This window comes from Pseudomonas sp. AC070 (assembly GCF_979258635.1).
Genome location: NZ_OZ409871.1, coordinates 1,174,576 through 1,188,774 on the forward strand (window position 1 = coordinate 1,174,576; position 14,199 = coordinate 1,188,774).

The following is a 14,199-nucleotide window of genomic DNA, read 5'->3' on the forward strand; positions in this document are numbered from 1 at the left end:
TTTGTCGTTTTTGCGCTTTATAGGATCAGCATGCCGGCCACTTTTGTTCACCTGCGTTTGCATACCGAGTTTTCCCTGGTCGATGGTCTGGTACGGGTCAAGCCGTTGGTCAAGGCTGCCGCCAGCGCCGGTATGCCGGCCGTGGCGGTGACCGACCAGCGCAACCTGTGCTCGCTGGTGAAGTTCTACAAAGCCGCCATGGGCGCCGGCATCAAGCCGATTTGCGGCGCCGACCTGATGCTCGCCAGCAAAGACGAAGACGGCCCGCTGAGCCGCATGACCTTGCTGGTGATGAACGCCAAGGGTTACCGCAACCTCACCGAATTGATCTCGCGCGGCTTCACCGAAGGCCAGCGCAATGGCGAAGTGATCATCGAGCGCGAGTGGGTGAAAGAAGCCTCGGAAGGACTGATCGCCTTGTCCGGGGCGAAAGAGGGCGAGATAGGCCTCAGTTTGCTCGCCGGCAATCTTCAGGAAGCCGAAGCCAGCCTGCGCGAATGGCAGGAGGTGTTCCCGGATCGCTTCTACCTCGAGCTGCAACGCACCAGCCGTACTAATGACGAAGAATATTTGCACCTGGCCGTCGACCTCGCCGGTCGCTGCGACGCGATGCTGGTGGCCACCAACGACGTGCGCTTCATCAAGCAGGGCGACTTCGAAGCCCACGAAACCCGCGTCTGCATCGGTGAAGGCCGCGCCCTCGACGACCCTCGTCGTGCGCGCACTTACAGCGATCAGCAGTACCTGAAATCGCCGGAAGAAATGTGGGAACTGTTCAGCGACATTCCCGAGGCGCTGGAAAACACCGTCGAAATCGCTAAGCGCTGCAACATCGAAATTCTGCTGGGCAAGAGCTTCTTGCCGAACTTCCCCGTGCCCGATGGCATGACGATGGACGAGTTCTTTCGCAAGATCTCGTTCGAGGGTCTGGAAGAGCGCCTGGCGGTGTTGTGGCCGAAAGAAACCACGCCCAACTACGAAGAGAAACGTCAGGTTTACATCGATCGGCTGAATTTCGAGCTGGATATCATCATCCAGATGGGCTTCCCCGGTTACTTCCTGATCGTGATGGACTTTATCCAGTGGGCCAAACGCAACGGCATCCCGGTCGGCCCGGGACGGGGGTCAGGTGCCGGTTCGCTGGTGGCCTATGTGCAAAAAATTACCGACCTCGATCCGCTGCAGTACGACCTGCTGTTCGAACGCTTCCTGAACCCCGAGCGGGTATCGATGCCCGACTTCGACATCGACTTCTGCATGGACGGCCGCGACCGCGTTATCGAATACGTGGCCCAGGCCTACGGGCGCAACGCGGTTAGCCAGATCATCACCTTCGGTACCATGGCCGCCAAGGCCGTGGTGCGAGACGTGGCGAGGGTCCAGGGCAAGTCGTACGGCCTGGCGGATCGTTTGTCGAAGATGATTCCGTTCGAGGTCGGCATGACCTTGGAAAAAGCCTACGAGCAAGAAGAAGCGCTGCGCGATTTCCTCAAGATTGACGAGGAAGCGGCGGAAATCTGGGAGATGGCCAAGAAGCTTGAAGGCATCACCCGTAACGTCGGCAAGCACGCCGGTGGTGTGGTTATCGCGCCGACCAAACTCACTGACTTCGCCGCGATTTATTGCGATGACGAAGGCGGTGGTCTGGTTACCCAGTTCGACAAAGACGACGTGGAAGCCGCCGGCCTGGTGAAGTTCGACTTCCTCGGCCTGCGCACCCTGACCATCATCGACTGGGCGCTGAAAACCATTAACCGCGAACAGGCCAAGGCTGGCCTGGAACCGCTGAACATCGACTTCATTCCGCTGGACGACAAGCCGACGTACGCCTTGCTGCAAAAGGCGGAAACCACCGCCGTGTTCCAGCTTGAATCGCGCGGCATGAAAGAGCTGATCAAAAAGCTCAAGCCCGACTGCCTGGAAGACCTCATCGCACTGGTGGCCCTGTTCCGTCCGGGCCCGTTGCAGTCCGGCATGGTGGATGACTTTATCAACCGTAAGCACGGTCGCGCCGAGTTGGCGTATCCGCATCCTGACTATCAGTACGACGGTTTGCGCCCGGTATTGGCGCCGACTTACGGCATCATCCTGTACCAGGAACAGGTGATGCAGATCGCCCAGGTAATGGCCGGCTACACCCTCGGCGAGGCGGACATGCTGCGCCGCGCCATGGGTAAGAAAAAGCCCGAGGAAATGGCCAAGCAGCGCGGCGGTTTCATTGAGGGTTGCGCGAACAACAATATCGACGCGGACCTGGCCGGTAACATTTTCGACCTGGTGGAAAAGTTCGCCGGTTACGGCTTCAACAAATCTCACTCCGCCGCCTATGGCCTGGTTTCGTACCAGACGGCGTGGCTGAAAGCGCATTACCCGTCGCCGTTCATGGCGGCCGTGCTGTCGGCGGATATGCACAACACCGATAAGGTGGTTACGTTGATCGAGGAGTGCCGCAGCATGAAGCTGCGCCTCGATGCGCCGGATGTGAACACCTCGGAATTTAAATTCACCGTGAACGACGATGGCCGCATCGTCTACGGTCTAGGCGCCATTAAAGGCGTGGGCGAGGGGCCGGTGGAGGCGATTGTTGAATCGCGCCAGGCCGGTCCGTTCAAAGACCTGTTCGACTTCTGCGCCCGCGTTGACCTCAAGCGCATCAACAAACGCACCACTGATGCGCTCATTCGCAGCGGCGCGCTGGATCGTCTGGGCCCGTATTTCCACGACGAAATCAAAGCCTACCAAGCCAACATCGACCGCAATCGCGCGGTGCTGTTGGCGTCGATGGAAGAAGCCATTCAGGCCGCCGAGCAGACTGCCCGCAGCCATGACAGCGGCCACGCCGACCTGTTTGGCGGCGTGTTCGCCGATACCGATGCCGACGTCTATGCCAAGCACAAGAAGGCCAAAGAGCTGTCGCTGAAAGAACGCCTGCGCGGCGAGAAAGAAACCCTCGGCCTGTACCTGACCGGTCACCCGATTGACGAATACGAAGGTGAAATCCGCCGCTTCGCCCGCCAACGAATTATTGATCTGAAACCCGCCCGCGACAGTCAGACCATTGCTGGCTTGATCGTTAACCTGCGGGTGATGAAGAACAAGAAGGGCGACAAGATGGGCTTTATCACCCTCGACGATCGCTCGGGGCGCATCGAGGCCTCGCTGTTTGCCGAGGCCTTCAACTCGGCGCAAGCCTTGCTGCAAACCGATGCGTTGGTGGTGGTGGAAGGCGAGGTGAGCAACGACGACTTTTCCGGCGGCCTGCGCCTGCGGGCCAAGCGCGTGATGAGCCTGGAAGATGCGCGTACGGGCCTGGCCGAAAGCCTGCGCGTACGGGTGAAAAGCGATGCCTTGAAAGGTGATCGCCTACGCTGGTTGGCGGAGCTGTGTAAGCGTCACCGTGGCGGTTGCCCTATCACGCTCGACTACACCGGCAGCGAAGCCAAGGCGCTGCTGCAGTTCGGTGAAGGCTGGCGGATCGACCCGGCTGATGGATTGATTCAAACATTGCGTGACCAGTTCGGGCGCGACAACGTCTTTTTGCACTATCGCTAGCAAGTGCCACTTGATCGCTAGTAAGCGAGCGGCGCCGAGCGCCATTTTTACTCTCGACCTGAATGCGCCTGTTCCCGTAAGGTAAGGCGCTCAACGGACTCAGCCGCCGGCCCCTGGCCAGGCGCAAGACGGATGACTATGAACCCGAATTTTCTCGATTTCGAACAGCCGATTGCCGATCTCCAAGCAAAGATCGAAGAGCTGCGCCTGGTCGGTAACGACAACTCGCTGAACATCAGCGATGAAATTGCCCGTCTGCAAGACAAGAGCAACACGCTGACCGCCAGCATTTTCGGCAGCCTCACCAGCTGGCAAATCGCCAAGCTGGCCCGCCATCCCCGTCGGCCTTACACGCTCGACTACATCGAACATATCTTCACCGAGTTCGACGAACTGCACGGCGACCGTCACTTCTCCGACGACCCTGCCATCGTCGGCGGCGTGGCCCGTTTGAACGATCAGCCCGTCATGGTCATCGGTCACCAGAAAGGCCGCGAAGTGCGTGAGAAGGTTCGCCGCAACTTCGGCATGCCACGCCCTGAAGGCTATCGCAAAGCTTGCCGTCTGATGGAGATGGCCGAGCGTTTCAAAATGCCGATCCTGACCTTTATCGACACGCCCGGCGCCTATCCAGGTATCGACGCGGAAGAGCGCGGCCAGAGTGAAGCAATTGCCTGGAACCTGCGCGTGATGGCGCGGCTGAAAACCCCGATCATCGCCACCGTTATTGGCGAAGGTGGTTCGGGTGGTGCATTGGCCATCGGCGTGTGCGACCAGCTGAACATGCTGCAGTACTCCACCTACGCGGTGATTTCGCCAGAAGGCTGCGCCTCTATTCTGTGGAAAACCGCCGAGAAGGCGCCGGACGCTGCCGAGGCCATGGGCATTACGGCAGAGCGCCTGCGAGGCCTGGGCATCGTCGACAAAGTGATCGACGAGCCGTTGGGTGGCGCACATGCGGCCCCGGCCGTTGCTGCTGAATCGATCCGGGCGGCCCTGAGCGAGCAGCTGCAATCGCTGCAAAAGTTCGATATCGATGGGTTGCTGACCCGCCGTTACGAGCGCCTGATGAGCTACGGCGTCTAAGGTGAAGCTTCACGCCAGGTTGCTAGCGGGTCTGGCACCCTGGCGCAGCGCACCGGCCTGGCATGTGGCCTTGTCCGGTGGGCTTGATTCCACCGTGTTACTCCATCTTCTGGCTTCGCTCGGCAAAACCGAGCGCCTGCCGCCTCTCTCCGCCCTTCATATCCATCACGGCCTTCAGGCTTCGGCCGACGCGTGGCCGGCGCATTGCCAACAATTGTGCGACGGGCTGGGTGTGCCATTACGCGTGGCGAATGTGCAGGTTGCCGCTGGCGCGAGTGTCGAACGGGCGGCGCGGGAAGCTCGGTATCAGGCGTTCGCTCAGGTGTTGGGGCAGGGCGAGGTATTGCTGACGGCGCAGCATCGCGATGATCAGGCAGAAACGCTGCTGTTCCGCTTGTTGCGTGGCGCTGGGGTGCGGGGACTGGCGGGCATTCCGCCGAGTCGGCCGTTGGCGGCAGGTGTTGTGGTGCGGCCATTGCTGGATTGCTCGCGTGCCGAGCTGTTGGCGTATGCGCTCGAGCATGGTCTGAGCTGGGTGGAAGACCCCAGCAATAGCGATACCGGTTTTGCGCGCAACCATTTGCGTCACCAAGTCTTCCCGCAACTCGCCGTGCATTGGCCGCAAGCGGCGCAGACCATGGCCCGCACGGCTGCGCATTTACGCGAGGCGCAGGGGCTGCTGGATGACCTGGCTGCGCTCGATCTCGCTGCGGCGCGAACCGCCAATCCGCTGCCGTGGCTGAGCGTGCCATCGCTTGAACTGCAGCCGCTGCTCGGCCTTTCCCCCGAGCGCCAACGCAACGCGCTGCGCCATTGGCTGGCGCCGCTGACGCTGCTGCCCGACAGCGAGCATTGGGCGGGTTGGAACGGCCTGCGCGACGCGGCGGGCGATGCGAGACCGGTGTGGCGTTTAGCCGATGGCGAGTTGCATCGCAGTGGCGGGCGGCTGTGGTGGCTCGCGGGCAGTTGGCTCGCGGCACCCGAGCTGGCACCCGAGTGGACTCATCCGGGCCAGCCGTTGGCCTTGCCCGGCAATGGCGAGCTGCACATTGAGGGCGAGGCGCCGCAGGGTCCGTTGCGCGTTTGTTATCGCCAGGGCGGCGAAGTGATGAATGTGCCAGGCCGAGGCCATCGCGACCTCAAACGGCTGCTCAACGAACACGCCATGCCGACATTTGTGCGCAAGCGATTGCCCCTGTTGTATCGCGGCGACGAGCTTCTGGCGGTGGCAAACCTGTCTGCAATCCGCGGCCCTGCTGACGCTGGCTTGCGATTGCATTGGCAGCCACCGACGAATGACCAACGTTTGAGCTGAAAGGGTAGTTCCGGTAGACTACGCTCCCGTCTCATACAGCTAATGCGCAGACCTTCTGGTTCTCTGCACGGCTATCAATTTTCAAGGCACGGCCAACAGGCTTTGCTGGTAATGGTGGGCAGCAGCCCTCATTCAGCTTTCCCCGGCGGCGCAAACCGCCTAAACGCAGACTTCTAGGGTTTTTCATGACGCGCTACATATTCGTCACGGGCGGTGTTGTTTCTTCATTGGGGAAAGGCATCGCCTCGGCTTCATTGGCGGCTATCCTGGAGGCGCGGGGCCTGAAGGTCACGATGCTCAAACTGGACCCTTATATCAACGTCGATCCGGGCACGATGAGCCCGTTCCAGCACGGTGAAGTTTTCGTCACTCACGACGGTGCCGAGACCGACCTCGACCTTGGCCACTACGAGCGGTTCATCCGCACCACCATGACCAAGGGCAACAACTTCACCACCGGCCGCGTCTACGAAGACGTGCTGCGCAAAGAGCGCCGTGGTGATTACCTGGGTGCGACCATTCAGGTTATTCCGCACATTACCGACGAAATCAAACGCCGCATCATCAAGGGTGCCGGCGATGCCGACGTGGCCATGGTGGAAATCGGCGGTACCGTTGGCGACATCGAGTCCCAGCCGTTCCTCGAAGCCATTCGCCAACTGCGCGTGGAAGTGGGCGCCAAGCGCGCAATGCTGATGCACCTGACGCTGGTGCCGTACATCGCCACGGCAGGCGAAACCAAAACCAAGCCGACCCAGCATTCGGTTAAAGAACTGCGCTCTATTGGCCTGCAACCTGACGTGCTGATCTGCCGTTCCGACCACCCGATCGACGTGTCCTCGCGCCGCAAAATCGCCCTGTTCACCAACGTGGAAGAGCGCGCGGTAATCGGTCTGGAAGACGTCGACACCATCTACAAAATTCCTTCCGTGTTGCACGCCCAGGGCCTGGACGATTTCGTCGTCGAGCGTTTTGGCCTGGAATGCGGCGGTGCCGATTTGTCCGAGTGGGAGCGCGTAGTCGACGCCAAGCTCAACCCGGAAAAAGAAGTCAACATCGCCATGGTCGGTAAGTACATGGAGCTGCTGGACGCTTACAAATCGCTGATCGAAGCGATGAGCCATGCCGGCATCCAGAACCGCACCAAGGTCAATCTGCGTTACATCGACTCTGAAGACATCGAGCAAAAAGGCACCGGCCTGCTGGAAGGTGTGGACGCCATTCTGGTGCCCGGCGGCTTCGGTCTGCGCGGCGTGGAAGGCAAGATCACCACCGTGCAATACGCCCGTGAAAACAAGATTCCGTACCTGGGCATCTGCCTCGGCATGCAAGTGGCGGTTATCGAGTTCGCCCGTAACGTGCTGGGCTGGACCGACGCCAACTCCACCGAATTCGACAAGGTCAGCGGCCATCCTGTCGTGGGTTTGATCACCGAGTGGGAAGACGCCGGCGGCGGTGTGGAAATTCGCACCGAAGCCTCCGACCTTGGCGGCACCATGCGCCTCGGCGCGCAAGACTGCCACCTGGAAGCGGGCTCGAAAGTATTCGATTGCTACGCCAAAGAAACCATTGTCGAGCGTCACCGTCACCGCTACGAAGTGAACAACAACCTGCTGCCGCAACTGAAGGACGCCGGCCTGAAAATCACCGGTCGCTCCGCTGACGGCGCTCTGGTGGAAGTGGTTGAGGCGCCGGATCACCCGTGGTTTGTGGCCTGCCAATTCCACCCCGAGTTCACCTCCACGCCGCGCGATGGTCACCCATTGTTCAGTGGTTTCGTTAACGCCGCACTGGCGCAGAAAGCGAGAAAGGCATGACCCAGAAAGTTGTCAAAGTTGGCGCCATCGAAATCGCCAACGACAAACCCTTCGTGCTGTTCGGCGGCATCAACGTTCTAGAGTCGCGCGACCTGGCCATGAAGGCCTGTGAAGAGTACGTACGGGTTACCGAAAAGCTCGGCATCCCTTATGTATTCAAAGCCAGCTTCGACAAAGCCAACCGCTCTTCCGTCAGCTCTTTCCGTGGCCCAGGCCTGGAAGAGGGCATGAAGATTTTCGAGGAAGTGAAGAAAACCTTCGGCGTGCCGGTCATCACCGACGTGCACGAGCCTGAGCAAGCGGCGCCAGTCGCTGCCGTGTGCGACATCATTCAGTTGCCCGCTTTCCTGTCGCGTCAAACCGACCTCGTCGTGGCCATGGCCAAGACCGGCGCGATCATCAACATCAAGAAAGCCCAGTTCCTCGCTCCGCAAGAAATGAAACATATCTTGGCCAAATGCGTCGAAGCCGGGAATGACCAGTTGATCCTGTGCGAACGCGGTTCCAGTTTTGGCTACAACAACCTCGTGGTAGACATGCTCGGCTTCGGCATCATGAAGTCGTTCGAATACCCGGTGTTTTTTGACGTGACCCACGCCCTGCAAATGCCGGGCGGACGCTCCGATTCGGCAGGCGGTCGTCGTGCGCAAGTAACCGACCTCGCCAAAGCGGGCATGAGTCAGGGCCTGGCGGGCTTGTTCCTCGAAGCCCACCCGGACCCGGACAACGCCAAGTGCGACGGTCCGTGCGCCTTGCGTCTGGACAAGCTGGAGCCGTTCCTCACCCAGCTCAAAGCGCTGGATGATCTGGTCAAGAGCTTCCCGCCGATTGAGACTGCCTAAGCGCAGGAATCTTCGGTAAAGTGCCGCTCGGGCGAGCTCTGACCCGTGAGTCAGAGAGTCGTCGAGCGGGCTGGTTTGGTTTCAGGCAGCCTGCATCAACCTCTCTGCAGCGCCGTTTTCGTCAAATTTTGGAGTGTTAACAACAATGGCAAAGATCGTCGACATCAAAGGTCGTGAAGTTCTCGACTCCCGTGGCAACCCGACCGTCGAAGCGGACGTCATTCTCGACAACGGCATCGTCGGCAGCGCGTGCGCACCGTCGGGCGCTTCCACCGGTTCGCGCGAAGCGCTGGAACTGCGTGACGGCGACAAGAGCCGCTACATGGGCAAAGGCGTATTGAAAGCCGTGGCCAACATCAACGGCCCGATCCGCTCCCTGCTGCTGGGCAAAGACCCGGTTGATCAGAAGGCCCTCGACCACGCGATGATCGCCCTCGACGCCACTGAAAACAAAGCCAGCCTGGGCGCCAACGCCATTCTCGCTGTGTCGCTGGCCGCTGCCAAAGCTGCCGCACAAGACCAGGACCTGCCGCTGTACGCGCACATCGCCAACCTCAACGGCACTCCGGGCGTTTACTCCATGCCGGTGCCGATGATGAACATCATCAACGGCGGCGAGCACGCAGATAACAACGTCGACATCCAGGAATTCATGGTTCAGCCCGTTGGCGCGAAAACCTTCGCCGATGGCCTGCGCATGGGCACCGAAATTTTCCACCACCTCAAAGCCGTCCTGAAAGCACGCGGCCTGAGCACTTCGGTGGGTGACGAAGGCGGTTTCGCACCAAACCTGGCCTCCAACGAAGACGCGCTGGCTGCCATCGCCGAAGCCGTTGCCAATGCCGGTTACAAGCTGGGCACTGACGTGACCCTGGCCCTGGACTGTGCTTCGAGCGAGTTCTTCGAAGGCGGCAAATACGACCTGGCCGGCGAAGGCAAAGTGTTCGACGCCGCCGGTTTCGCTGACTACCTGGCTGGCCTGACCCAGCGTTACCCGATCATCTCCATCGAAGACGGCATGGACGAGTCGGACTGGGACGGCTGGAAAGTGCTGACCGATAAGATCGGCGACAAAGTCCAACTGGTCGGCGACGATCTGTTCGTCACCAACACCAAGATCCTCAAAGAAGGCATCGACAAGTCGATCGCCAACTCGATCCTGATCAAGTTCAACCAGATCGGCACCCTGACCGAAACCCTGGAAGCCATTCAAATGGCCAAGGCTGCCGGTTACACCGCCGTGATCTCGCACCGTTCGGGTGAAACCGAAGACAGCACCATCGCCGACCTGGCCGTGGGCACCGCTGCCGGCCAGATCAAAACCGGTTCGCTGTGCCGCTCGGACCGCGTGTCCAAGTACAACCAACTGCTACGCATCGAAGAGCAGTTGGGTGCAAAAGCACCGTACCGTGGTCGCTCCGAATTCCGCGGCTAAGCTGACGGTGGTAAAAGGGGCAGCGAAAGCTGCCCTTTTCATATGAGAAAAAGCCCGATTCATGCGTAGCCCCTATTGGTTATTCGTCGTTCTGATCCTTGTGCTGGCAGGCCTGCAGTACCGCTTGTGGGTGGGCGAGGGCAGCTTTGCGCAGGTCACCGACTTGCAGCGACAAATCGCCGAACAAAAGGGCGAAAACGAAAACCTGCTGGAACGTAACCGTATCCTCGAAGCTGAAGTCATGGAGCTGAAGAAAGGTATGGAAACCGTGGAAGAACGTGCCCGCCACGAACTGGGCATGGTGAAAGAGGGCGAAACCCTCTATCAGCTAACCGAATGACCTCTCCTGTTTTGCCTGCCTTCTGGGCCTTGATCCCAGCCGCAGGCGTCGGCGCTCGAATGCTCGCCGACCGGCCCAAGCAGTACCTGCAACTGGCCGGTAAAACCATTCTCGAACATACCCTCGACTGCTTCCTGGACCACCCGCAATTGCGCGGTTTAGTGGTGAGTGTGTCGGCGGACGATGCCTATTGGCCGACACTGCCCTACGCCCGTAACGAACGTATTCAGCGCGCGGATGGTGGTGCCGAGCGTGCCGACTCGGTGCTCAACGGCCTGATTCGACTGGCCGAACTGGGCGCCGGTGAAAACGACTGGGTGCTGGTGCACGACGCCGCACGGCCGAACCTGTCGCGCTACGACCTGGACTTGTTGCTCGCCGAACTGGCCGACGACCAAGTCGGCGGCCTGCTGGCCGTGCCAGCGCGCGACACTTTGAAACGTGCCGGAGCCGATGGCCGCGTCGCCGAGACAGTCGACCGCTCGGTGATCTGGCAGGCCTTCACGCCGCAAATGTTTCGCCTCGGCACATTGCACCGCGTGCTGGCGGATGCGTTGGTGTCCGGCGTGCAGGTCACCGACGAAGCCTCGGCCATCGAATGGGCCGGGCAATCGCCGCGCTTGATTGAAGGGCGGGCGGATAACCTCAAAGTGACCCGGCCGGAAGATTTGGAGTGGCTGCGTCAGCGGTGGGCGCATAAATCGTAGGAGCCAGCTTGCTGGCGAACCCTGCAAACGCTGATTGCGAATGTCGTTTCCACGGTTCGCCAGCAAGCTGGCTCCTACAGATAAATCGTGCCGTCTAACCCAAATGCCCCAACCCCGCCTTCAAGTGATCCACCAACTGCCTCACCTTCGGCGACAGATGCCGCTGCTGCGGATACAACGCCCACACCGCCGTATTCGGCGCCTGATGCTTTTCCAGCAGCGACACCAGCGCGCCACTGCTCAAGTGCTCCTGCACGTAGTAGTCCGGCAACTGGCACAACCCCAACCCTTGTAGCGCCGCGTCCAGAACCGCTTGCCCGCTGTTGCAGCGCCAGTTGCCGTGCACCCGTTGCGACACCTCGCGGCCTTCCTGCTGAAAGCTCCAACTGTCGCTGCTGCCGATCAGGCAGTTGTGCTGGTTGAGCTCCGACAAACTGTGCGGCCGCCCATAACGCTGCACATAGCCGGGCGCGGCGCACAGGTACATGCGGCGCGGCGCCAGGCGCGTGGCCACCAGTCGCGAGTCTTGCAAACGCCCCAGGCGAATGGCCAGGTCGAGGCCGTCCTGAACCATATCGAGGGTGCGGTTGCTCAGTTCTATATCCACCTTCAGCTGCGGATGGCGGCTCATAAATTGCGTCACCAGCGGCACGATAAAACGTTCGCCATAGGCCACCGCGCAGGTCATGCGCAGCAACCCTTTGGGCTCGCTGCCTAAATCGCCGACCGCACGCAGCGCTTCTTCGCGGGCATCTTGCAGGCGTTGGCAATGCTGCAAAAAGGTTTGCCCTGCTTCGGTCAGCGCGACGCGCCGGGTGCTGCGGTAGAACAGGCGGGTCTGCAGGCTTTCTTCGAGGCGAGCAATTTGCCGGCTGACTTGCGACGAAGAAAGCCCCAAGCGCTGCGCCGCCGCGGTGAACTGCCCGCATTCGGCCACCGCGACAAACTCGTCCAGCCCATCCCAACTGCTCATGGCGCGCCCCGTACCGTGTTGGTAAAGCCGTGATTATCCCTCACTGGCAATAATGTTTTGCTAACTCCGCGATTATTTACAGAAAGCACTGTGGACTACACTCTGCGCCACTGTTTAAACCCGCTGGAGAGCCACCATGATCAAGTCCCGTGCTGCCGTAGCCTTTGCCCCGAACGAGCCGCTGAAAATTGTCGAAGTCGACGTCGAAGCGCCGAAGGCCGGCGAAGTGCTGGTGCGCATTGTCGCCACCGGCGTGTGCCATACCGACGCGTACACCCTGTCGGGCGCTGACTCCGAGGGCGTGTTCCCAGCCATTCTCGGCCATGAAGGCGGCGGCATTGTTGAAGCCGTCGGCGAGGGCGTGACCTCCGTAAAAGTCGGCGACCATGTGATTCCGCTGTACACCGCCGAATGCCGCGAGTGCAAATTTTGCAAATCTGGCAAAACCAACCTGTGCAGCTCGGTGCGCGCTACTCAAGGCAAAGGCCTGATGCCCGATGGCACCAGCCGCTTCTCTTACCAAGGCCAGCCGATTTATCACTACATGGGCTGCTCGACCTTTTCCGAATACACCGTGCTGCCGGAAGTATCGCTGGCGGTCATCCCTAAAGAAGCGCCGCTGGAAAAGGTCTGCCTGCTGGGCTGTGGCGTCACCACCGGCATCGGCGCCGTGTTGAACACCGCAAAAGTGGAAGAGGGCGCCACCGTCGCCATCTTCGGCCTGGGCGGCATCGGCTTGGCGGCGATCATCGGCGCGAAAATGGCCAAGGCCTCGCGCATCATCGCCATCGACATCAATCCGGCCAAGTTCGATGTGGCTCGCGAACTGGGCGCCACTGACTTCGTCAATCCGAGGGACTACGACAAGCCGATTCAAGACGTCATCGTCGAACTCACTGACGGCGGCGTGGATTACAGCTTTGAATGCGTCGGCAATGTGCAACTTATGCGCGCCGCCCTGGAGTGCGCGCACAAAGGCTGGGGCGAGTCGGTGATCATCGGCGTAGCCGGTGCCGGTCAGGAAATTAGCACCCGTCCGTTCCAACTGGTGACCGGTCGCGTATGGCGCGGTTCAGCGTTCGGCGGCGTCAAAGGCCGCACCGAATTGCCGAGCTACGTGGAGAAAGCGCAGAAGGGTGAGATTCCGTTGGACACATTCATCACCCACACCATGGGCCTGGACAAAATCAACGAGGCGTTCGACCTGATGCACGAAGGCAAGAGCATCCGCACCGTCATCCATTACTGATCAGGGCGGGCTTTTCCATGACCCTTGAAATCGTTTCCAGCAACAAAGCGTTCGGCGGTTGGCACAAGCGTTATCGCCACCGCTCCAGCTCCCTTAATTGCGACATGGTGTTCGCCGTCTACCTGCCGCCTCAAGCCGAGCAGGGCGCCAAGCTGCCAGTGCTGTATTGGCTCAGCGGCCTGACCTGCACCGATGAAAACTTTATGCACAAAGCCGGTGCCCAACGCCTGGCGGCCGAGCTGGGCTTGATCATCGTCGCGCCGGATACCAGTCCGCGCGGCGAAGGTGTGCCGGACGACGCAGCCGGCGCTTATGACTTCGGTCTGGGTGCGGGCTTTTACGTCAACGCCACGCAGGAACCGTGGGCGCGCCACTATCGGATGTACGACTACGTGGTGCAGGAGTTGCCCGAGCTGATCGAAGCCAACTTCCCGGTTTCTGACAAACGCGGCATCAGCGGCCACTCCATGGGCGGCCATGGCGCGTTGATTTGTGCGTTGAAAAATCCGGGGCGTTACCAGTCGGTGTCGGCGTTCGCGCCGATTGCCAATCCGCTGAATTGCCCGTGGGGCGAGAAGGCCTTAGGCAACTACCTGGGCGCCGACCGTTCGCGTTGGCGTGAATGGGACGCCAGCGTGTTGATCGCTGATGCCAGCGAAAAGCTGCCGATTCTGGTGGACCAAGGCGACCGCGACGATTTTCTCGAAGGGCAACTTAAACCTCAGGCACTGGAAGCAGCAGCCAAGGCGGCGGGCCATCCGCTGACCCTACGGATGCAGCCGGGGTATGACCACAGCTATTACTTCATCGCCAGCTTTATTGATGACCACTTACGCCACCATGCGGCGGCATTGAAGTAGCACAAGGGCTGAGACGCCGATTG

11 protein-coding genes are annotated in these 14,199 nt (G+C 60.5%); 10 read left to right on the forward strand and 1 reads right to left on the reverse strand.

Translation table 11 applies throughout. The annotated features are described in order from the left end of the window. Nucleotides 1–30: 30 nt before the first annotated feature. The 8 genes from dnaE (at nucleotide 31) to ispD (ending at nucleotide 11,094) form a co-directional block, all read left to right on the forward strand. Complete coding sequence (gene dnaE, locus ACZZ0Q_RS05200; RefSeq protein WP_463539855.1) at nucleotides 31–3,552, forward strand: DNA polymerase III subunit alpha; 3,522 nt, start codon at nucleotides 31–33, stop codon at nucleotides 3,550–3,552. A gap of 138 nt (nucleotides 3,553–3,690) precedes the next feature. After that, nucleotides 3,691–4,638, forward strand: coding sequence for an acetyl-CoA carboxylase carboxyltransferase subunit alpha (locus ACZZ0Q_RS05205; protein WP_463542232.1), 948 nt, complete (start codon nucleotides 3,691–3,693; stop codon nucleotides 4,636–4,638). 1 nt (nucleotide 4,639) lies between these two features. Next, nucleotides 4,640–5,953, forward strand: coding sequence for a tRNA lysidine(34) synthetase TilS (tilS, locus tag ACZZ0Q_RS05210; protein ID WP_463539854.1), 1,314 nt, complete (start codon nucleotides 4,640–4,642; stop codon nucleotides 5,951–5,953). A 185-nt stretch (nucleotides 5,954–6,138) separates the two neighbouring features. After that, nucleotides 6,139–7,770, forward strand: a complete 1,632-nt coding sequence (locus ACZZ0Q_RS05215; protein WP_463539853.1) for a CTP synthase — start codon at nucleotides 6,139–6,141, stop codon at nucleotides 7,768–7,770. Beyond that, entirely contained in the window at nucleotides 7,767–8,612 is an 846-nt protein-coding gene (gene kdsA, locus ACZZ0Q_RS05220; protein ID WP_122452614.1) for a 3-deoxy-8-phosphooctulonate synthase, read from the forward strand. The genes ACZZ0Q_RS05215 and kdsA overlap by 4 nt, the downstream gene beginning before the upstream one ends. Before the next feature lie 145 nt (nucleotides 8,613–8,757). Next, nucleotides 8,758–10,047, forward strand: coding sequence for a phosphopyruvate hydratase (gene eno, locus ACZZ0Q_RS05225; protein WP_122494066.1), 1,290 nt, complete (start codon nucleotides 8,758–8,760; stop codon nucleotides 10,045–10,047). Nucleotides 10,048–10,108: 61 nt separating this feature from the next. Continuing rightward, entirely contained in the window at nucleotides 10,109–10,387 is a 279-nt protein-coding gene (gene ftsB / locus ACZZ0Q_RS05230) for a cell division protein FtsB (protein ID WP_122452616.1), read from the forward strand. Next, nucleotides 10,384–11,094: a 2-C-methyl-D-erythritol 4-phosphate cytidylyltransferase gene (ispD, locus tag ACZZ0Q_RS05235; RefSeq protein ID WP_463539852.1), complete on the forward strand. Its 711-nt coding sequence runs from the start codon at nucleotides 10,384–10,386 to the stop codon at nucleotides 11,092–11,094. The genes ftsB and ispD overlap by 4 nt, the downstream gene beginning before the upstream one ends. 94 nt (nucleotides 11,095–11,188) lie before the next feature. On the opposite strand, the gene ACZZ0Q_RS05240 is transcribed toward ispD, so the two are convergent. Then, entirely contained in the window at nucleotides 11,189–12,067 is an 879-nt protein-coding gene (locus ACZZ0Q_RS05240; protein ID WP_463539851.1) for a LysR family transcriptional regulator, read from the reverse strand. Between the two features lie 136 nt (nucleotides 12,068–12,203). On the opposite strand from ACZZ0Q_RS05240, the gene ACZZ0Q_RS05245 reads away from it, so the two are divergent. Together ACZZ0Q_RS05245 and fghA are read left to right on the forward strand one after the other, a co-directional pair. Beyond that, complete coding sequence (locus ACZZ0Q_RS05245) at nucleotides 12,204–13,316, forward strand: S-(hydroxymethyl)glutathione dehydrogenase/class III alcohol dehydrogenase (protein WP_463539850.1); 1,113 nt, start codon at nucleotides 12,204–12,206, stop codon at nucleotides 13,314–13,316. Between the two features lie 17 nt (nucleotides 13,317–13,333). Continuing rightward, on the forward strand, nucleotides 13,334–14,176 hold the full coding sequence (fghA, locus tag ACZZ0Q_RS05250) for an S-formylglutathione hydrolase (RefSeq protein ID WP_463539849.1): 843 nt from the start codon (nucleotides 13,334–13,336) through the stop codon (nucleotides 14,174–14,176). The last annotated feature ends 23 nt before the right edge of the window (nucleotides 14,177–14,199 follow it).